Source organism: Lacrimispora sp. BS-2, assembly GCF_040207125.1.
Lineage (GTDB): Bacteria > Bacillota > Clostridia > Lachnospirales > Lachnospiraceae > Lacrimispora.
The window spans coordinates 411,727-431,186 of the sequence record NZ_CP157940.1 but is presented as its reverse complement, the minus strand read 5'-3'; the positions used below and the strand labels follow the sequence as shown (position 1 = coordinate 431,186).

Annotated in this window: 12 protein-coding genes; 5 read left to right on the top strand and 7 right to left on the bottom strand. The window is 44.6% G+C overall.

Features of this window, described 5'->3' with window-relative positions; translation table 11 throughout:
* Window positions 1-456 precede the first annotated feature (456 nt).
* The gene (locus tag ABFV83_RS01990; RefSeq protein WP_349947276.1) at window positions 457-1,323 is read left to right on the top strand and encodes a MerR family transcriptional regulator; all 867 of its coding nucleotides are present in this window, start codon (window positions 457-459) and stop codon (window positions 1,321-1,323) included.
* A gap of 119 nt (window positions 1,324-1,442) precedes the next feature.
* On the opposite strand, the gene guaA is transcribed toward ABFV83_RS01990, so the two are convergent.
* A complete protein-coding gene (guaA, locus tag ABFV83_RS01985) occupies window positions 1,443-2,984 on the bottom strand; it encodes a glutamine-hydrolyzing GMP synthase (RefSeq protein WP_349947275.1) in 1,542 nt (513 codons plus the stop codon).
* A gap of 230 nt (window positions 2,985-3,214) precedes the next feature.
* The gene (gene uvrA, locus ABFV83_RS01980) at window positions 3,215-6,040 is read right to left on the bottom strand and encodes an excinuclease ABC subunit UvrA (RefSeq protein ID WP_349947274.1); all 2,826 of its coding nucleotides are present in this window, start codon (window positions 6,038-6,040) and stop codon (window positions 3,215-3,217) included.
* A gap of 760 nt (window positions 6,041-6,800) precedes the next feature.
* On the opposite strand from uvrA, the gene ABFV83_RS01975 reads away from it, so the two are divergent.
* The 3 genes from ABFV83_RS01975 to ABFV83_RS01965 all read left to right on the top strand — a co-directional run bounded on the left by ABFV83_RS01975 (window position 6,801) and on the right by ABFV83_RS01965 (window position 8,458).
* Complete coding sequence (locus ABFV83_RS01975; protein ID WP_349947273.1) at window positions 6,801-7,226, top strand: class I SAM-dependent methyltransferase; 426 nt, start codon at window positions 6,801-6,803, stop codon at window positions 7,224-7,226.
* A gap of 418 nt (window positions 7,227-7,644) precedes the next feature.
* Window positions 7,645-8,043 (top strand): ATP-binding cassette domain-containing protein, encoded by a 399-nt coding sequence (locus ABFV83_RS01970; RefSeq protein WP_349947272.1) that lies wholly within the window; start codon window positions 7,645-7,647, stop codon window positions 8,041-8,043.
* Between the two features lie 58 nt (window positions 8,044-8,101).
* The gene (locus ABFV83_RS01965; protein ID WP_349947271.1) at window positions 8,102-8,458 is read left to right on the top strand and encodes a hypothetical protein; all 357 of its coding nucleotides are present in this window, start codon (window positions 8,102-8,104) and stop codon (window positions 8,456-8,458) included.
* A 247-nt stretch (window positions 8,459-8,705) separates the two neighbouring features.
* On the opposite strand, the gene ABFV83_RS01960 is transcribed toward ABFV83_RS01965, so the two are convergent.
* From ABFV83_RS01960 to ftsH, 5 genes are all read right to left on the bottom strand, one after another.
* A complete protein-coding gene (locus tag ABFV83_RS01960; protein WP_349947270.1) occupies window positions 8,706-9,896 on the bottom strand; it encodes a Wadjet anti-phage system protein JetD domain-containing protein in 1,191 nt (396 codons plus the stop codon).
* Window positions 9,880-13,260, bottom strand: a complete 3,381-nt coding sequence (locus ABFV83_RS01955; protein WP_349947269.1) for an SbcC/MukB-like Walker B domain-containing protein — start codon at window positions 13,258-13,260, stop codon at window positions 9,880-9,882. The genes ABFV83_RS01960 and ABFV83_RS01955 overlap by 17 nt, the downstream gene beginning before the upstream one ends.
* Window positions 13,241-13,891, bottom strand: a complete 651-nt coding sequence (locus tag ABFV83_RS01950) for a DUF4194 domain-containing protein (RefSeq protein WP_349947268.1) — start codon at window positions 13,889-13,891, stop codon at window positions 13,241-13,243. The genes ABFV83_RS01955 and ABFV83_RS01950 overlap by 20 nt, the downstream gene beginning before the upstream one ends.
* Window positions 13,888-15,249 carry a Wadjet anti-phage system protein JetA family protein gene (locus tag ABFV83_RS01945; RefSeq protein WP_349947267.1) on the bottom strand — a complete coding sequence of 454 codons (1,362 nt, stop codon included), beginning with the start codon at window positions 15,247-15,249 and terminating at the stop codon, window positions 13,888-13,890. The genes ABFV83_RS01950 and ABFV83_RS01945 overlap by 4 nt, the downstream gene beginning before the upstream one ends.
* Window positions 15,250-15,542: 293 nt before the next feature.
* Entirely contained in the window at window positions 15,543-17,522 is a 1,980-nt protein-coding gene (gene ftsH, locus ABFV83_RS01940) for an ATP-dependent zinc metalloprotease FtsH (RefSeq protein ID WP_349947266.1), read from the bottom strand.
* A gap of 294 nt (window positions 17,523-17,816) precedes the next feature.
* Between ftsH and ABFV83_RS01935 the strand changes: the two genes are divergently transcribed.
* Window positions 17,817-19,421 (top strand): CTP synthase, encoded by a 1,605-nt coding sequence (locus tag ABFV83_RS01935; protein ID WP_349947265.1) that lies wholly within the window; start codon window positions 17,817-17,819, stop codon window positions 19,419-19,421.
* Window positions 19,422-19,460 lie beyond the last annotated feature (39 nt).

Here is a 19,460-nt window from a genome sequence, read left to right as displayed (position 1 = left end):
TGCACCATCCTTTCAAAATTTATTTATGTCATTCCATCTTTAAATGTCCAGTAATTAATACCTGAGTTCATCTGGGGATATATGACTGTCTGCATTATAGGACTTTTAACGGTTGACAACTACCAAGTGCACTGTATAATTTGTCAACTGGTGGTTGCAGATTATACTTTACTATATCAATGACCTTTTTTACAATACAAATGTGATGATTTAACTGAAATACTAAAAGGATCTTTATAGTTTCATTTCTGACCCGACCACTGAAAATTGGGTTTAAGGACAAAGTAAATTATTGTTAAACTATATCCAAAAAAATAATACATTAAAATATGAAGAAAAGCCTTGACTACTACGTAACGTGATAGTGTACCATTTAGTCATGGAACGAAACCGGATATCCGCCGGCAGATATCTGTATTGTTCTCACAATTATTTAAGTTAAAGGGGCTGATAATCATGAAAACTATAAGCCAGGTTGCTGAATTAACAGGTATCAGCACACGCACGTTGCAATACTATGATGAAATTGGTCTTTTAAAACCAAGTGAATTATCGCCATCTGGTTATCGCTTGTACAGCGATGAAGTTTTGCAAAAGCTGCAGCAAATTTTATTTTTTAAAGAACTGGATTTTAAACTGAAAGAAATTAATGAAATACTGCAAAAACCAGAATTTGATAAAGTGGAAGCTTTTAAGAAGCAAAAGAAGTTACTCTGTTTAAAACGTGATCGGATAAACAAACTTATTAAGCTTCTGGATCGATTAGAAAAAGGAGAACAGTGCATGAGTTTTAAAGAATTTGACTTAAGTGAATATATCGAAGCATTGGAGCAATTCAAAAATCAAAAAGAAGACGATGTTATAAAGCATTGGGGCAGCATCGAAAACTTCAATCAGCTTATACAAAAAATTAAAGATGATGAATCCAACGTAGCTAAACTTGCCATTAAACAATTTGGAAGTATTGAAAAATACACAGAAGCCATGAAATACAATCTGGAACATTTTTCGGATTTAATGGAACAATCAAAAGAACTCGTCAAAAATAAGGACGAACTATTGCAGAAAAACAATGATTTATACGTGAATTTAACTTCTGATTTAACAAAAGATGCTGCTTCTAGAGAAATTCAGGATACTGTTCACGAAATAGTGGAGCTTTCCGGCGAAAACAATTTAGGAATAGATATGGGTGATGGCTTCTGGGATATGGTAATAGAAAGCTATTCCCATGATACTGTCAGGGAAATCACTGATAAAAAATATGGAGCCGGTGCTTCCGAATATATTATGAAGGCATTGCAATATTATTTTCACGCTTAAACTTTCAAATAATAAACTGAGCCGATTTAGATCAATGTGGAAAAAAGAAACCGGCATCACCTCCATTCAAAAAGAGTCAGAAATCTTTGAATTCACAAGGATTTCTGACTCTGAATGTTTTATTCAAACTCAATCGTAGCCGGCGGTTTCCCCGTACAATCATAAAGCACCCGGTTCACGCCCTTCACCTCATTGACAATCCTTCTGGTCACTGTCCCCAAAACCTCCCAAGGCAGTTCCGCAGATTCAGCCGTCATAAAGTCGGAAGTAAGCACCGCTCTCAGTGCAATGGCATAATCATAGGTTCTCTCATCTCCCATGCAGCCAACAGAGCGCATATTAGTCAATGCCGCAAAGTACTGTCCAAGTCCCTTATCAACACCAGCTTTAGCAATCTCTTCTCTATAGATCGCATCTGCCTCCTGAACGATTCTCACCTTCTCAGGAGTAATTGCACCGATGATACGGACGCCAAGTCCCGGACCTGGGAATGGCTGACGGTAAACCAGATATTCCGGAATACCAAGCTCCAGGCCTGCTTTTCTCACCTCATCTTTAAACAGCAGCCTTAAAGGCTCAATAATCTCTTTAAAATCCACATGCTCAGGAAGTCCCCCCACATTGTGATGGGACTTGATCACAGCAGACTTGCCAAGACCGGACTCGATCACGTCAGGATAAATGGTTCCCTGAACAAAGAAATCTACTTTTCCGATCTTCTTAGCCTCATCCTCAAACACACGGATAAACTCCTCGCCAATGATCTTGCGCTTTCTCTCAGGATCTTCCACTCCTGACAACTTGTCATAGAAGCGGTCCTGTGCATTAACACGGATAAAATTCAAATCATAAGGTCCCTCCGGCCCAAATACAGCCTCAACCTCATCTCCCTCGTTCTTACGGAGAAGGCCGTGATCAACAAAGACACAGGTAAGCTGTTTTCCGACAGCTTTTGCCAGCATAACTGCAGCTACGGAGGAATCCACACCGCCGGATAAGGCGCAAAGTACCTTGCCGTCTCCAACTTTTTCCCTGATGGCCGCAATGGAAGCCTCCACAAAGGAGTCCATCTTCCAGTCACCGGAGCACTTGCAGACATTATAAACAAAATTGGAAAGCATCTTGGTGCCCTCCTGGGTATGCATAACCTCAGGATGGAACTGTACGGCATAAAGGCCGCGCTCCTCACATTCCATACCAGCAACCGGACATGCCGGTGTATGAGCTGTAACATGGAACCCTTCCGGCGCTTTTTCAACATAATCCGTATGGCTCATCCAGCAGACCGTTTTAGAGCTTATATTTTCTAAAATTTTGCTGTCAGCCTCTACGTCAACTTCTGTCTTTCCGTATTCACTGACAGGCGCTGTGGCAACCTTGCCGCCCAGCATATATGCCATTAACTGAGAACCATAGCAGATTCCCAGAATCGGTATTCCCATTTCAAAGATTTCCTTCGTACAGCGTGGAGATTCCTCCTTATATACACTGTTTGGACCACCTGTAAAAATGATTCCTTTCGGATTCATCTCCTTGATCTTGTCCAGTGACAGTGTGTGGGGATGAACCTCACAGTAAACATTGCATTCTCTGACCCTTCTGGCAATCAACTGGTTGTATTGTCCACCGAAATCCAGAACGATAATCATTTCTCTCTCCACGGTATTCCTCCTAAATTAGTCTTCAACAAATAAAGCTTTGGGTTACATTATATTCTACTTCCACTTGCTTGACAAGTATTTTCTTGAAATCTTCCCAGCCCTGTTTTCACAACTCTCTTTAATTTTTATAAATGAATGAATCAAGCGAATATGCTTACACATCCACTTGATTCATAAATTCAAAGCTGAAAGATATTCTTTTCAACCTTATCTCATTCACCCAACAGGGCCTATTCTAAATATTTTTTCACATAATATCCTGTGTATGAAGATGGGCATTCCGCCACCTCTTCCGGCGTGCCCTGGGCGATTATGGTACCTCCCTTTTCGCCGCCCTCCGGTCCGATGTCAATGAGGTAATCTGCAGTCTTGATCACATCCAGGTTATGTTCAATAACAACCACCGTATTGCCGCCTTCCGACAGCTTACGTAAAATCTCAATCAGCTTATGCACATCCGCAAAGTGAAGGCCGGTCGTAGGCTCGTCCAGAATGTAAATGGTCTTTCCTGTTCCCCGCTTGCTCAGTTCCGTAGCTAGCTTAATTCTCTGGGCTTCTCCACCGGAAAGCTCCGTAGACGGCTGTCCCAGTCTGATGTAGGAAAGTCCCACATCATTGAGAGTGGAGATCTTCCTTGCAATGGAAGGAACATTTTCAAAAAATTTCAATGCTTCCTCTACTGTCATATTCAGGACGTCATAAATATTCTTTCCCTTATATTTTACATCCAATGTCTCACGGTTATACCGTTTCCCGCCGCAGACCTCGCAGGGAACAAAAACATCGGGAAGGAAATGCATCTCGATCTTAATGATTCCGTCGCCGCTGCAGGCTTCGCAGCGTCCGCCTTTTACATTAAAGCTGAAACGTCCCTTGGAATATCCCTTTGCCTTTGCGTCAGGCGTTGAGGCAAATAAGTCACGGATCAAATCAAATACTCCCGTGTAGGTTGCCGGATTGGACCTTGGTGTCCGCCCAATAGGGGACTGGTCAATGGCAATGATCTTATCCAGCTGCTCTGTTCCCCCAATTGCCTTATGTTTTCCCGGAATGATTCTGGCACGGTTCAATTTTCTCGCCAGGGATTTGTAAAGGATCTCGTTGACCAGAGAGCTCTTTCCAGAACCGGATACACCGGTTACGCAGGTCATGACTCCCAGAGGGAAGGTGACGTCAATGTTTTTTAAATTGTTCTCTGCCGCACCCTTAACAGTCAGATAACCAGCAGGCTGTCTTCTCTCCTCTGGAACCGGAATCTTAATCCGTCCGCTTAAATAAGCGCCTGTAATGGAATTCTTATTCTTCATGATCTGCCTGGCATTCCCCGTGGCCACCACATTTCCACCGTGCTCCCCAGCTCCCGGTCCGATATCCACAATGTAATCTGCTGCCATCATGGTATCCTCGTCATGCTCTACCACGATGACGCTGTTTCCCAAATCCCGGAGGTGCAAAAGGGTCTTTAGTAATTTATCATTATCTCTCTGATGAAGGCCGATGCTTGGCTCGTCCAGAATGTAAGCTACGCCTACCAGGCCGGAACCGATCTGGGTCGCCAGACGGATTCTCTGGGCTTCTCCGCCGGACAGGGTTCCTGTAGCACGGGTCAGGGTCAGATAGTCAAGTCCAACATCAATGAGGAACGAAATCCTGGCCCGTATTTCCTTTAATATCTGGTCCCCAATGGCATGCTGCATAGGGGTCAGTTCCATCGCGTCCATAAAATTCCGAAACTTAACAATGGACATGTTGGTTGCTTCGTAAATGTTCTTATCCCCTACCGTAACAGCAAGAGACTCTTTTTTCAGCCTCATCCCGCCGCAGGAAGGACAGGGAGTGATCCGCATAAAGGATTCATACTCTGCCTTGGAGGACTCAGAATAAGTCTCCCGGTATCTTCGGGCAACATTCTGAACCAGACCCTCAAAGGCCACGTCATATACGCCCTCTCCCCTCTGTCCCTTATAATGGACCTTTACTTCCTTTCCATTGGTTCCATTAATGAGAACGTCATGGATTTCCTTCGGGTAATCCTCAAACGGCGTGTCCAGACGGAATTTATATTCTTTTGCAAGAGCTTCCAAAACAGCCCGGGTATAGCTGCCCTTATCCGTACAGGACTGCCAGCCCAGCACCACAATGGCTCCCTGGTCAATGCTCAAGCTCTTATCCGGGATCATCAGATCCTCGTCAAATTCCATCTTATATCCAAGTCCAAAACAGTCCGGGCAGGCACCGAAAGGATTGTTAAAGGAAAAGCTTCTGGGCTCCACCTCATCAATGCTGATACCGCAGTCCGGACAGGAAAAGCTCTGGCTGAAATTAATAGGCTGTCCATCCACCACATCCACGGTCATCAGACCGCCTGCCAGCTCCATAACCGTCTCAATGGAATCGGTCAGACGCTTTTCGATTCCTTCCCGGATCGCAAGACGGTCCACCACAACCTCAATGGTGTGCTTGATATTCTTATCCAGCTTGATTTCCTCAGAAAGCTCATAAAGATTTCCGTCAATGCGTACCCTTACGTATCCGCTTCTCCGGGCGTGCTCCAAAACCTTTGCATGCTCCCCTTTCCGTCCCCGGACAACAGGGGCCAGAAGCTGGATCTTTGTCCGCTCCGGCAGTTCCATGATCTGATCCACCATCTGATCAATGGTCTGCCTGCGGATCTCCCGCCCGCATTTGGGGCAATGGGGAATGCCGATCCTGGCGTATAAAAGCCTCATATAATCATAAATCTCAGTAACCGTGCCCACCGTGGAACGGGGGTTGCGGTTGGTAGACTTCTGGTCAATGGAAATAGCCGGTGACAGCCCTTCAATGCTCTCCACATCCGGCTTTTCCATCTGTCCTAAGAACTGCCGGGCATAGGAGGAAAGAGACTCCATATAGCGTCTCTGCCCCTCGGCATAGATGGTATCAAAAGCCAGGGAAGACTTTCCCGAACCGCTGAGACCGGTTAAGACAACCAGCTCATTTCTTGGAATATCCACGGAAATGTTCTTTAAGTTATGCTCATTGGCACCTCTTATCTTGATATACTGTTTTGCCATAATAAACTCCTGTAATAAACTAAAATCATGAATATGGAATGCGGACCATATCTGGCCCGCACTTAAATCACTCAGCAACCGATTTTCTCTATTATATCATATCTTTTTTCTTATTGCAAACATTTGTTCGAAAATCCCTTGGCTTCTGCCGCGTCATGACCGGCCCGGCTCCAACAGAGTCCGTTTGATATGCAGTCTTTTCCAGTTAACAGGATGGACAAAATGGAGAGTCCTGCCCTCTTGCCAGTTAGAATTAATAAACAATGAACATTAAATACTAACTTTTGTTCATTTAACTGCTCATTTTTCTCACAGATGCTGCATTTCCTCTTTTCTGCCGCATCAATCATTGTTTTTATTTGCATACTGGAAGATTAAGGAAAGCTTGTTCTCTTAAATAAGAGATGGTATAATATGGCATACGCAAAATGTAATAATAATAGCATGAACTTTAATCTGCAAAGGATAAGTATCTGGCCTCTAAGGATTAAAAAGTAGATTCTAAATAAAGATTGCGACGTGTTTGCCGGTGGTGGTGGCACAGAAATATCATTATATTTCCAAAAGTATAATTACAAAAAAGTATATGATAGGTTCTACTCACAACGCGCAAAGCATTGCGGCGGCCAGACAAAAAAACAACAGACTTTTTAACACTCTGCATGGAGAAGTCACACATAATAACAGAATAAGCGTCAGAGGTCTCACCAATTTACCTGCTGTATAAGTTTTTATAATTTCAATGATTAGGGGTAGGAGCATGAAAGAAATAGATTCAAACAAACACGCATGGAGCCAGGTTTCACAAGACCACTATTTTGCATTTAAGAAATCCCTTTTAAATGGAAGCCATAAGTTCAATAAATATATTCAAAATGAACTTGGAGATCTGAGTGGTAAAAAGATCATACATTTACAATGCAATACTGGAGCAGATACTATATTGCTTGCTCGAATGGGAGCCAGTGCAACGGGCGTTGACTTAGTGCCGGATAATATCCACTATGCAAAAAAACTAGCAGAAGATTTGAATATTACAAATATTGATTTTATAGAATCCGATATCTTGAAGTTTATGGACCATCATAAGGAAAAATATGATGTCGTATTCGTGTCTGAGGGGGCAATCGGTTGGCTTCCTGATCTGAAAAGATGGGGAAAGAACCCGATGTTGATGATTCTATAGGTGGATATGCCTCAGAGCCAAAGCATGGTGTTAAGGCATATTTTTGGATGTATACGGTTTCAGATTTAATCAATTCCCTTACTTCTGCAGGGCTGCATGTCCAGCATTTCAATGAATTCAAGGAAAACTTTTTTGATGCCGGCGGCTTGCGCAATATAGGAGATGGACTTTTTAATTATGATTATAATACGGATAAGTTCCCAATGTCCTTTAGCATAAAAGCAACTGTGTATGACAAATGAAGAACGAAAGCCTAGAACGACAATGCTATTTATAGTTATAATGCCGGGACGGTTTGCTTATTGCAGATTGCCGTCCTTTTTTACCGCTTAATTTGCCCGATTTACCGGATACGGCTTTCGGTATCGGGAAGTTTTACAGGCTTTGATATCGTAGATGGGAAAAGGGAGATCATACTATGAAAAAAATTATAGAAGTAGCCAATCTAAGAAAAAATTACGGTAAGATAACTGCTGTAAAAGATATCAGTTTTTATGTGGAACAGGGCAAGCTTTTTTCCTTTCTTGGTCCTAATGGTGCTGGGAAATCCACCACCATTGATACTTTATGTACCTTATTGGATTTTGATGGTGGGAAAATCACTATCAACGGCCTTGACCTCAGGCAGAATAGTCAGGCGATCCGGCAAATGATCGGTGTCGTGTTTCAGGACGGCGTATTGGATACGTTACTTACTGTAAGAGAAAATCTGACCATCAGGGCAGGCTTATATACATCGGATAAAGTCAGAATCAAAAAAGCCGTACAGGAAGCCGTGGCAGCAGCAGAATTGGAAGAATTTGTAGACCGGCCTTGATCCCCAAACCCGGAAAAGCATTTGGAACACGATCAGGCAGCTTCAAATAAAAACAGGCATGACGGTTTTTCTGACGCCCCATTACATGGAGGAAGCTGCCGAATCGGATTATATAATTGTAATCGACCATGGGGAAATTGCTGCCAAGGGTACGCCTGCCGTATTAAAGACGCGGTATACCACTGATACCTTAAGATTGTCCGTTCTGGATGAATCGGCCCTGCGGCAAATCATGGAGGAACTAAAGCTGGATTTTACCGTTTCGGCAGGCGAGTTTGTTGTAAAGCTGCCGGATATCATGGCAGCTATCCCAATAGCGGAAAAATGCCAAAACTATATTAACAGCTTTCAGGTCTTACAGGGCACCATGGATGAAGCATTTATCGGAATTACAGGAAGGGAGCTGCGGCAATGAGGGTATTTATTGAACGTAATTTAAAGCTGTTCTTTCGAGACAAAAGTGCAGTGTTTTTTCTTTGCTGTCTGTTTTCATCATAATTGGGCTTTATGCAGTGTTTTTAGGAGATGTCCGGCTGAACATAGGCAAGAGGTCCTTCCTCAAGCCTTGAAATAGCTTGAGGAAAAACCTCCTTCTGATCTAAAACCAAAGGACAGATGCCTGGGGCAGCCAATGAAGTGGCCTTTTTTTCGCTTATAACACTTTATTCCGTGAACAGAAAACTTTCCTGTTCAATACCAATTCCTGTCTCACAGATTGTGGCAGCCAGTTTCTGTAAGTCTGGCTCCTGTATCTTATTTTCATCAAGCATGGCTTTCAGCTTTTCCCGTTTTGACTCTTCAATCTGATAACCATATTTTGAATATTTTTCCCAAGTCTCCATGTCCATGTGCAAGGGTCTGAGCCTGGGGAACATTTGATTCCTGATAAATTCAAAAATCCGGATTCCACCATAATCCAAATCTCCGGTATGGTAAAATTCCACCTTCTCTTCCGGAAGGATAGAAGCCAGCTCTCCAAGAACCCTTCTCTCACTAGGAGAGAAATATCCATGAGAAAACAAAACAAGGGTTCCTGCTTCAAAGGGAAATGTCATATAATTAGCCTTGTTTTCCACAGTTATAATTTTTTTAATCTTTTGTTTAGGAACAATGGAAACATTTTTAAGAGTTACACTATTTAAAACCGTTCCATAGGGAAAAAGGGATAAATCAATCTCTTTATCATCGATTTTGATAAGCAGATCTCCTTTTAATGATAATTCATCCGCGTAGTGATCCAAATAAATCTGAGCCAGGATCTCCGACTCGGTCATATTGTCATCGATAATATCATAATATTTTTTGGCAATTAATGCTATACTCTTTTGTAACTTTTTCTCAAAGACCTTGGAACCTCCTAAATATTGTTTACTGAACACTCTTTTGTATACAGATCCTTCTAACCTGTCAATTCCCAAAAAACAGTTAAAATTCAGTTCCCTGTTTTCATGGCTGAGTTCCTTCGGTTCCTTGCCAGCCTCTAAGCTTTTAAGAACTCCGTCATAATAAGCCCGGATCCATGGTTTATGAATCTTTTTTACCTGTTCTTCCACAGCTTCCTTCATTTCCCTGATACGGTCTGATTTAGGAATCTTCCCTGCCTTTTTATAAAGCGCTCTTACATCGCCGTAAGCATAATTTACATGAGAAATATCCGACCTGTCGATAATCCATTTACATCGTACAAGCCCCTGACTCTCTAGTTCTGCAGCCTGCTTTAAAAAATTCTGTTTTCCAAGGGCATCTAAATCCTTTTGTTTAATTTCAATATTTCTATTGCCTTTTGCACCCTCTCTCCAAGCCACAGTGCTTCTTTCTATTTCACTAATAATCATATCAATCAACGTCTGCATAATTCTCCTCATCATCAAGCTCCCGCATCAGCTCCGGAAAGCTCTCTCTCTCAAATTCCTGAATGGATATGGACTTCTTATTGGGATTGGCAAACACAAAGGTCTTGTCTACATTCTCAACATAATTCTGTATCTTGTCATTGGTTGCACTGATAATGGCCTGGAATCCCAGTCCCCTGATTAGTTCAATACAGCTTGCCACCTTCTCTGCATCCATCTTGGAAAACGCCTCATCAAGCACTACCAGGCGGAGGGTAGGATTTCTCTGTATTTTGGGAGACAGGCTGATCCGGTAAGCCTGGGCAAAGCTGGCCAATAAGGCCACGTAAAGGGGGTTTTGTCCCTCGCCCCCGGAGTTCTTCCTGATCATCTTGCTCAAACGGATCTTAATGACCTCATCCTCGTTCTGAATGATCTGCTGCATGTCAAAGGATAAATACGTCCGGTAATCCGCATATTTATCCATGTTCCGCTTGGCCTCCTCCATCTGCTCCGACGTAGCGTTTTCCGGCGGGATGAAAATGTTTATTAAATCATTGATGATTTCCCCGTACTGATTCTCATGTTCAATGGTGAATAAGTTCATCTGGTTATCCAAAGAATCCGTAAGACAGGCAGGATTTACCTCCAGGGAGTCATCCATGAACATATCATAATATCTCCCATCCGGTCCCTTATTCCTTCCAATGACAAACTGGTACTTATCCTTTCCAAAATCCAGCTTGCTGATGATCTTGTTCAGTTCATCTTTTCGCAAAAGCGCATCCCTTATGGCACTTCGGATCTTGAACATAAAGTCATCCTTAAAATGAAGGACAGCAGACTTTGCCTGCTCGGCTGCCATCTTTTTATATTCTTCCAGATTTCCGCACTCCATGGTCTCAAGAAGGCGGTCGTATTCTCCATTATCCTTTGCTGTCAGAGAAAAATTCCGGTTGGGATATTTTCTGGCATACTCGCCTCTGGAACCTACAAGGTCCTGGAACGCCTGGTCACGGGCTTCCTCTGCCTTTCTGCATTCTCCGAAAAATTTATTTTTAAGCTGGTCGTACCGGTGATTTTCCCTGCCTTCCAAAATTTCATTTATCCTGGATTCCAGTTCCTCATCCGGTTCAAATTCCCGTTCTCTTAAAACCAGTTCTTCCTGCAGCTGCAGGGATTCTCCGCGGAACCGTTCTAAATCGCTGTTGATACCGTAAATCAGCTCGGTCATTTTGCTCTGCTCCGCCCTCTTTCTATCGCAAAGCTGCAAGATGGCCTCCCTTTCCTTTACCCATTCTTCTACATCCTGGGCCTTCAGCTTTTCCAGCTTCTGTTCCAGCCGCCTGATCTCTTTTTCCTTTTCCTTAAGAGCCTCCATGTCCTGCTGCCACTCCAGGTAAACACCTGTGTTTTCGCCTAAGTCCTCCATGGATAAGATCCGCCGGCATTCCTTTAAAACCTGTTCCTGAGGCTTTTTCTCCTCTTCCATGGAAACAAGGTTCTTCTCAAGAAGCCGGATCCTTCTCCTGACGCTGTCCTTGCCGATATATGCAAATTTCGTATAATTATCGGGATTCATATGCTGCAGGCGGAAGGTATGGTATAACATGCAGTCAGGGGTCACTCCAATGCGGCAGCGGCGCAGTTCTTCTAAGGTTCTGCACTTGACGACCCTTCCCAATAACAGGTCAATGTATGGCTGTAAATAAGCCTCTCTCACCGTAATCTCTTCGGCAAGGCCGTCTTTTACCACTTCATAGGAATTCTGCCCCACCTTTTCCGTATCCAGGACCGCCACATTAAAATATTCAGTCCTGTCCAGTTCCCCGTAAACAGCCATGGCCGCTTCTGCATAAGCCGGAGCTACTACCAGGGACAGCTTGTTATTGCCCAGATAGCCTTCCACTGCATTTCTCCAGGTCTCATCCCTGATATCCAGAAGATCTGCAAGCACATGGACCTCCACCGCCTTGCCGGTTTCCTCCAAAAGCCTCTGCTGGATCAGGGACCGGGCGCGTTCCAGATACTTTGGATACGCCTTATTTCCAGCCTTTAGCTGAGCCAGTTCTTCACTTGTCTGGCGCTCTTTTTTCCGGATATCCCTGAGAATCCCTTCCGCCTCTTTCTGGGCTTCTTCTGTTTCCTTCCTCATTTCGGCAATGGATTTTTTCAGGCGGTTTAGCTTCTCCTCATCAATGGTATTCTTTTCAAACTCTTCTATGTCCCATATGGTCTGGTTGGAGGTTGCCTCTTCGTCGATCCATTCCTTCAGCCTCTCCCCTGCCTGGAACCATTTGGTAAAGCTTTTATTTAAATGGGACGATAATTCCTTTGCAGAGTCCAGCTGATTCTTAAGATCTTCATAGCCGGTGGAAGAAATCCGCTTAAGAAGCTCATTCCCCTGCCTAGTCAAGTCTTCCATCTGGCCTTCAAGGGCTGTCCTCTGACCTTCCTGGCGGTCTAAATCCTCTCTTGCAAGCCTTGACTTATCCGTCAAAGCCTGGATTCTGGCCTGATAATCCAGAATCTCCATCTTGCGGAAGAAATATGTATTTTTGCCTATCTCCTCTTCTTTTTCAAGAACTGCCGAGAACTTTTCCCTCATTCCTTTTAAGTAACCGATCTCCTGGACCGTGTCTTCGATCTTCTTTCGCATCCGTCCGTACTGCATGACACTTTCCTGCATATCCTCGATATGAATGTCCTGCTCCATACAGATGTATTCCTTTACAAAGTCCTCCAGCTTGATGTTCATGCGGAAGGGAATGGCCCGCTTGAACAGAAGGGGGAACTTTTCCGAATCAAGGCCGCCTAAATATACATCATACAGCTGCCTGCGGAACCGCTCGTTATGGGAGGTCGTAAAATAAGCGTCTTTGGGGTAAATGGTCTGCAAATAAGCGGTTACTTCATGAGTGGTCATGGTCCTTGAACCGGTACGGTAGCCATTTTCCCAAAGAGGGCCTTTGTGCCAGAAGAATTTCCTGGATATTTCATTGGTGGCTGTCTCCACGTCAAAGACGATTCCAATGCACTGGCATTCTCCTGTGTCCGTCCGTTTTAATTCCAGCACAATGGTGGTAGAAAAATTCTGGTTCCTTAAATAGGCGAATTCGTTGTTCTCACCGATATTCACCATACCCCGCAAATATTCGATCAGGCTCCGGTCCGAATCATCGGCAGCAGCCTTATTAAAGAATCCGCGTCCGTCAGTATTGGCGTAAAGGAGAATCTGCATGGCATCAATGACCGTGGATTTTCCGCTGCCTGAATGTCCGGTGAAAAAGTTGATCTCCTGGTTAAAGGATAAGGTCTTCCGGCTGATATAATGCCAGTTATTAAGGAGTATCCGGGACAGGGCTTCAAATTTCTGATTCGTCATCGTCATCGTCTCCTTCTCCAAATGCTTCTAACAGGGCCCGCACGTCATCTCCGAACAGCACCACATTGATACAGGGATAGATGATCATGCGGCTGTCCCCATCCAAGTCCTCCAAAATATCCAGAGGCTCCAGAATCTGATACTTTTTTAACAATGTGATTGCCCGGCGGATTTCCGTGGGTGCTGGCTGTTTCTTAAATAAGCGGTAATTTCCCAGCTTTTCATGGATCTCGCTTAATGTGGTGTAGATGTTGACGCTGGTGGAAACTGCCGCCATCTGCTCATCATAGATCAGCTTTAAGATCAGCAGATAAAGGGTGGCCAGTTTGGGAAGCTTGTCTCCCACCGTGTTTTCTCCCTGGATATAAATAATACCAAGCTGGCTGTTTTCCATAACAGCCACTCCGCTGACAGCCAGATAGGCCCGGATAAATTCCAGATGCTTGTTGCAGATTTTAAATTCCGGGTTAAAGGCAAACCGGCTTGTCCGCTTGTCGTACTTGTGCTCCAGAACAAAGGTCTGCTGAAGAAGAAGCTTTAAGCCTGCCCTTACTTCATCCTTTTCCCCCTGTCCCAGGGCGTCATAATATGGAATCTGGCTGATAATGCCAGCACTTTCTTCATAGGTCATGATTCTTTCCTCCTTACAAATACCAGCTTGGGATAGCGGTACCTGCCGTTGTCAATGAGCTCCGTCTCCTGATCCTCCACCTGATACAGGCTTTTCCTTCTGGTGGAGTAATCATAGGCAAGGATCAGCTTTTCAAATTCCTCAGGGGAATGAACCGTATCTTCCTTTACCTCCATGCGGCCATTTTCCAGATGGGCTTCGATGTAGTTTTCGATCTCCTGACCGCTGTAGCGGCTTTTTAAACGGTTTAAATCCAGGACCTCTTCCATGGTAAGCTCCACAGCCTCTTCCTCAGGCATTAAATTCTCCTTAAAGCCTGACCTGGCCCTTCTCTTTTTATAAAGGGATTTTTCAGAGAGAATGGATATCTGGGATAAATTCATGTGGCTTCCCACTTCTTTTATAGCCTCATCCTGGTCCTCAGACTCAGACAGGTGATTTAAAAGCCTGATAACAAGCCCTTTCATGCTGTCTTCCTGATTTAACAGATAATTAAGCCTTGTAACGGTTGCGCGGATATACCGGGAATGCTCCCTGTCCATATTGGCAATGCGGTGTTCGATATCATCAAATCCTCTTTCGATCTGATCCAGCTTTTCCCCAATATCTGCTGCCGTCACCTTCTGGCCGCTGCGGCGGCTCATCTGTTCCATCCATTCTCCATCTTCCCGCATGGAGCTGATCCACCGCTTGATATCATTTTTGTAAAGATAAAAATTATCTGAAGTCTTTAATAAGTGGTATTTCTTTTTTACAATCTCCTCCACATATCCTTCCAGATGTTCCTTTAACAGTTCCCCATATGCCCTCTGCTCCAAAAGGCTTGCAAAGAATTTGTCCATGTTGTGAAGCATGTCCTGTAAAGTCTTGTTAAGCCGCTTTGTATTGACATAAGCCGTATTCAAAAGGCTTATCCCGGCTCTTGGATCATTCTTCAAGGAGAACAGAATGGCATAAACATTCTGGATGTAAATCTGGGTCTCATCCTCTTCATCACTTGCAAGCTTAAAAAATGCCTCGATCATGACGGCAGCATAATCAGGGATTACGATATTGACCGTCATGGAGGCATAGTCATCCACTTTCCGAAGCCAGCCTGCCCTTAATAGCCAGTTTAAGACCCTGGACGCAGGAGGCTCTAAGGCATCCGCCTCATCTTCCAGCTCATCCTGCCAGATGACCAGCCGTTTCGCAGCAAAATACTCCTCTAAAACCTGAATGCAGACCTCACGGCTTAAAAAGTAATTGCTGTATTCATATTCCTCATTGATTTTTAACAAAGCTTCTATGTAGGTGGACCGGTTAATGGAACGGAACAATCCCCAGAACCGGTCCGGTATCTCATTCATTAATATCATTTGTTTCTGTTCATCTCCTGTTTTTCTGCTTCCTTTAACTTAAACCATGAATTACCGGCCTTATCTTATAAAAGCAGACAAAAAGAAACGGCTATCACGATTTATGACAGCCGATTGATCTTCGTTTTCACGGGTTATTCGTTTAATCCAAGGCCTCTTTCTTTCTATTATAACAAAAATCTTCTTTTCTTACAATAAAATTATGGAACCAGCGGTCAATGGATAAAAAAGGCAGCTGCTGCACGGCTCTGTCCATGCATCAGCTGCCTGAATGTCTTTAATCTTTAATATCTTTAATCTTTAATATTTCCAACGTCTAAAACAGATTCTTTCATTTCTTTCTTTTCATCTGTCCAATCGGAAAGGCCGTCTTCCACTTCCTTTGTCCCTTCGCCGTTCTCAGAATCCTTATTCTCTTCCTCTGGCTCCGGAATTCCCTTTGCCTCCCTGAATATCTTCATGAATTCCTTACCGGTAATGGTCTCTCTCTCAATCAGGAATTCTGCGATCTTATCCATTACATCCCGGTTCTCCGCCAGAAGGCTCTTGGCTTCTTCATAAGCTTCCTTGAGCATCTTCATGACTTCCTCATCTACCTGGGAAGCAGTGGCTTCCGCACAGTTCATTACGGTACGTCCGCTTAAGTACTGGTCTTCCTTGGTTGCCAGCCCCATAAGGCCAAATTTCTCCGACATGCCGTACTGGGTGATCATGGCCCGCGCCACCTTGGTAGCCTGTTCAATATCATTGGCAGCACCGGTGGTTACGGTGTCAAAGACAATATCTTCTGCCGCGCGGCCGGCCAGATAGCCTACCAGCATGGCATGAAGCTCTTTCCTGGAATTTAAGAACTTTTCTTCTTCCGGCACATGCATTACATATCCCAAAGCACCCATGGTTCTTGGAACAATGGTGATTTTCTGCACAGGCTCTGAATCCTTTTGAAGGGCGCTGACCAGGGCGTGTCCCACTTCGTGATAAGAAACAATGCGACGCTCCTCCTTGTTAAGGACGCGGTCCTTTTTCTCCTTACCTACAAGCACCACTTCCACAGCCTCAAATAAGTCCTTCTGAGACACCGAATGACGGCCGTTCTTCACCGCCAGGATAGCAGATTCATTGATCATGTTGGCAAGATCAGAACCAACGGCTCCTGAGGTTGCCAGAGCAATGGCATCTAAATCAACGGTATCGTCAAGAAGCACATCCCTTGCATGAACCTTTAAGATATCCACACGGCCTTTTAGATCCGGCTTATCCACAATGATCCGGCGGTCAAAACGGCCCGGACGGAGAAGAGCAGGATCCAGGATCTCAGGACGGTTGGTTGCTGCCAGAACTAAAAGTCCCTTAGAGGAATCAAAACCATCCATCTCAGAAAGCAGCTGGTTTAAGGTCTGCTCTCTCTCATCGTTTCCTCCGCCGAATTTGGAATCACGGCTCTTTCCGATGGCATCTACCTCGTCTATAAAAATAATACAGGGAGCGGATTCCTGGGCCTGCTTAAATAAATCCCGGACACGGGAAGCTCCCACACCTACAAACATCTCTACAAAATCAGAACCGGACAGAGAATAAAAGGGAACATGGGCCTCTCCTGCAACCGCCTTGGCAAGCAGGGTTTTTCCTGTTCCGGGGGGGCCTACAAGGAGCGCTCCCTTGGGAAGCTTTGCTCCGATCTTTGTATATTTTCCCGGATTATGGAGGAAATCCACGATTTCAGTTAAGGATTCCTTTGCCTCATCTTCACCTGCCACGTCCTTAAAGGTAATACCTGTTTCCTTCTGCACATAAACCTTGGCGTTGCTCTTTCCCACGCCCATGAGTCCGCCTCCGCCGACCCTGCGCATCATGAAATTCAAAAGGAATCCCATGGCAGCAAACAAAAGCAGATAGCTGACAATGGTCTGAATGAAAAAGTTGCCGTCACGGCGGGTCCGCAGGGTTTCCACTCCGGCAGTGCGAAGCCGCTCAGCAAGATTTAAATCGTTGTCCATCCTTACCGTATAATAGGAAACGCCAGGCTTATATCCTTCCCAGGTTTTCTTGGGTTTGATAGTGATCTTTGAATCTTCTACATTAACCGACTCCACCTGCTTATTATCTACCATATTCATAAAGGTGTCATAGCTCAGCTCCTTATTGGCCCGCATCGTAATTGCGCCGTGGAGATAAGAGATCCCTGCTACCGCAATAAGAAACGCGATGACCCATATGGCGATAGCTTGGGCATTCTTCGGCATCTTATTATTATTTTGATTCTTGTTATCCATCTGTGTGAATTCTCCAATCCGGATAGTTTCTACCCATTTTATACCTCTATCATTATAGTGTCAGTTTCCCCATAAATCAAGAAAAGAATTATTAAATCCTTATAAACACCGGGCTGGTTTTATTTAACAGCAATGAGTTTTTTTATCATAGGAAAGCTTCCATGCAAATTTTTACACTTAATATTCTAAGTTTTTTTCATAAGACTCTGGATTTTTTCAAAAAATAGCTGTATAATGTCGTTTTTGAAATTATTCACATACTATCACAATATCACAAAAGGAGGTTACACTGTTATGTCAGTGAAATACGTATTTGTCACCGGAGGAGTCGTGTCCGGGCTTGGCAAAGGTATTACCGCAGCATCTCTTGGACGTCTGCTAAAGGCAAGAGGCTACAAAGTCACGATGCAGAAATTTGATCCCTACATCAACATGGATCCAGGCACCATGAATCCAGTACAGCATGGTGAGGTTTTCGTCACCGAGGACGGCGCTGAAACCGATCTTGACCTTGGCCACTACGAACGTTTTATCGACGAAAACCTGACTCAGAATTCCAACGTTACCACCGGTAAGGTCTACTGGACCGTACTGACCCGTGAACGGCGCGGGGACTTCGGGGGAGGCACCGTACAGGTTATCCCTCATATTACCGACGAAATCAAAAGCCGTTTTCACTGCAGCAACAGCAACTCCTCTGAAACAGAGATCGCCATCATAGAAGTAGGCGGAACGGTAGGCGACATTGAAAGCCAGCCATTCCTCGAAGCGATCCGTCAATTCCAGCACGAAGCAGGCCACGAGAATGTCATTCTCATCCACGTGACCCTGGTTCCATATCTAAAGGTTTCCGGCGAACTGAAAACCAAACCGACCCAGTCCAGTGTAAAAGACTTACAGGGAATGGGTATCCAGCCCGACATCATTGTATGCCGTTCTGAACTGCCCCTTGATGACGGGATCCGAAGCAAGATCGCACAATTCTGTAACGTTCCCAAGACCCATGTACTCCAGAATCTGGATGTGGAAGTATTATATGAACTTCCTCTTGCCATGGAGGAAGAGCATTTAGCGGAAGTCGCATGTGAAAGCTTAAACCTCCCATGCCCAAAGCCTGATCTGACGGAGTGGACTTCCATGATCGAAAACTGGAAGCATCCGGAAAAGGAAGTGACAGTCGCCCTGGTAGGCAAGTACATCCAGCTTCACGACGCCTATATTTCCGTAGTGGAAGCATTAAAGCACGGCGGTGTATTCCACCGGGCCAAGGTTCATATTAAATGGATCGATTCAGAACTTGTTACCGATGAGAACGCAGCCAGTTTGTTCAGCGATGTAAGCGGGATTTTAGTTCCTGGCGGTTTTGGCAGCCGGGGTATTGAAGGAAAGATTTCATCCATCCGTTATGCCCGGGAAAACAACATCCCATTCCTCGGCCTCTGTCTTGGCATGCAGATGGCCATCGTGGAGTTTGCCCGCCATGTAGTGGGATTTTCCGACGCCCATACCTCAGAGCTTGACACGGACACCACCCACCCGGTCATCCACTTAATGCCTGACCAGGACGGCATTGAGGACATCGGCGGAACTCTGCGCCTTGGATCCTATCCCTGTGTGCTGGACAAGTCTTCCAGGGCTTATAAAGTATACGGAGAAGAGCTGATCCATGAGCGTCACAGACACCGTTACGAAGTAAACAATGACTACCGTGAAGATCTGGTAAATGCAGGAATGAAGCTTTCCGGCATTTCGCCTGACGGGAGAATTGTGGAAATGGTGGAAATTCCTTCCCACCCCTGGTTTCTGGCCACCCAGGCTCATCCCGAGTTTAAATCAAGGCCAAACAGACCCCATCCGCTGTTTCGGGAATTCATCGGTGCGGCCATTGAAGACCAATAAACAATCAGGTTTAAGATAAAACAGGGAGTCCGGACTCTT

What these genes read in the sequence shown, in the direction of transcription:
- ftsH (WP_349947266.1), bottom strand. Translation starts at nt 17,522, where the DNA reads ATGGATAACAAGAATCAAAATAATAATAAGATGCCGAAGAATGCCCAA.
- ABFV83_RS01960 (WP_349947270.1), bottom strand. Translation starts at nt 9,896, where the DNA reads ATGCAGACGTTGATTGATATGATTATTAGTGAAATAGAAAGAAGCACT.
- ABFV83_RS01965 (WP_349947271.1), top strand. Translation starts at nt 8,102, where the DNA reads ATGACGGTTTTTCTGACGCCCCATTACATGGAGGAAGCTGCCGAATCG.
- ABFV83_RS01945 (WP_349947267.1), bottom strand. Translation starts at nt 15,249, where the DNA reads ATGATATTAATGAATGAGATACCGGACCGGTTCTGGGGATTGTTCCGT.
- ABFV83_RS01935 (WP_349947265.1), top strand. Translation starts at nt 17,817, where the DNA reads ATGTCAGTGAAATACGTATTTGTCACCGGAGGAGTCGTGTCCGGGCTT.
- ABFV83_RS01950 (WP_349947268.1), bottom strand. Translation starts at nt 13,891, where the DNA reads ATGACCTATGAAGAAAGTGCTGGCATTATCAGCCAGATTCCATATTAT.
- uvrA (WP_349947274.1), bottom strand. Translation starts at nt 6,040, where the DNA reads ATGGCAAAACAGTATATCAAGATAAGAGGTGCCAATGAGCATAACTTA.
- ABFV83_RS01975 (WP_349947273.1), top strand. Translation starts at nt 6,801, where the DNA reads ATGAAAGAAATAGATTCAAACAAACACGCATGGAGCCAGGTTTCACAA.
- ABFV83_RS01955 (WP_349947269.1), bottom strand. Translation starts at nt 13,260, where the DNA reads ATGACGAATCAGAAATTTGAAGCCCTGTCCCGGATACTCCTTAATAAC.
- ABFV83_RS01970 (WP_349947272.1), top strand. Translation starts at nt 7,645, where the DNA reads ATGAAAAAAATTATAGAAGTAGCCAATCTAAGAAAAAATTACGGTAAG.
- ABFV83_RS01990 (WP_349947276.1), top strand. Translation starts at nt 457, where the DNA reads ATGAAAACTATAAGCCAGGTTGCTGAATTAACAGGTATCAGCACACGC.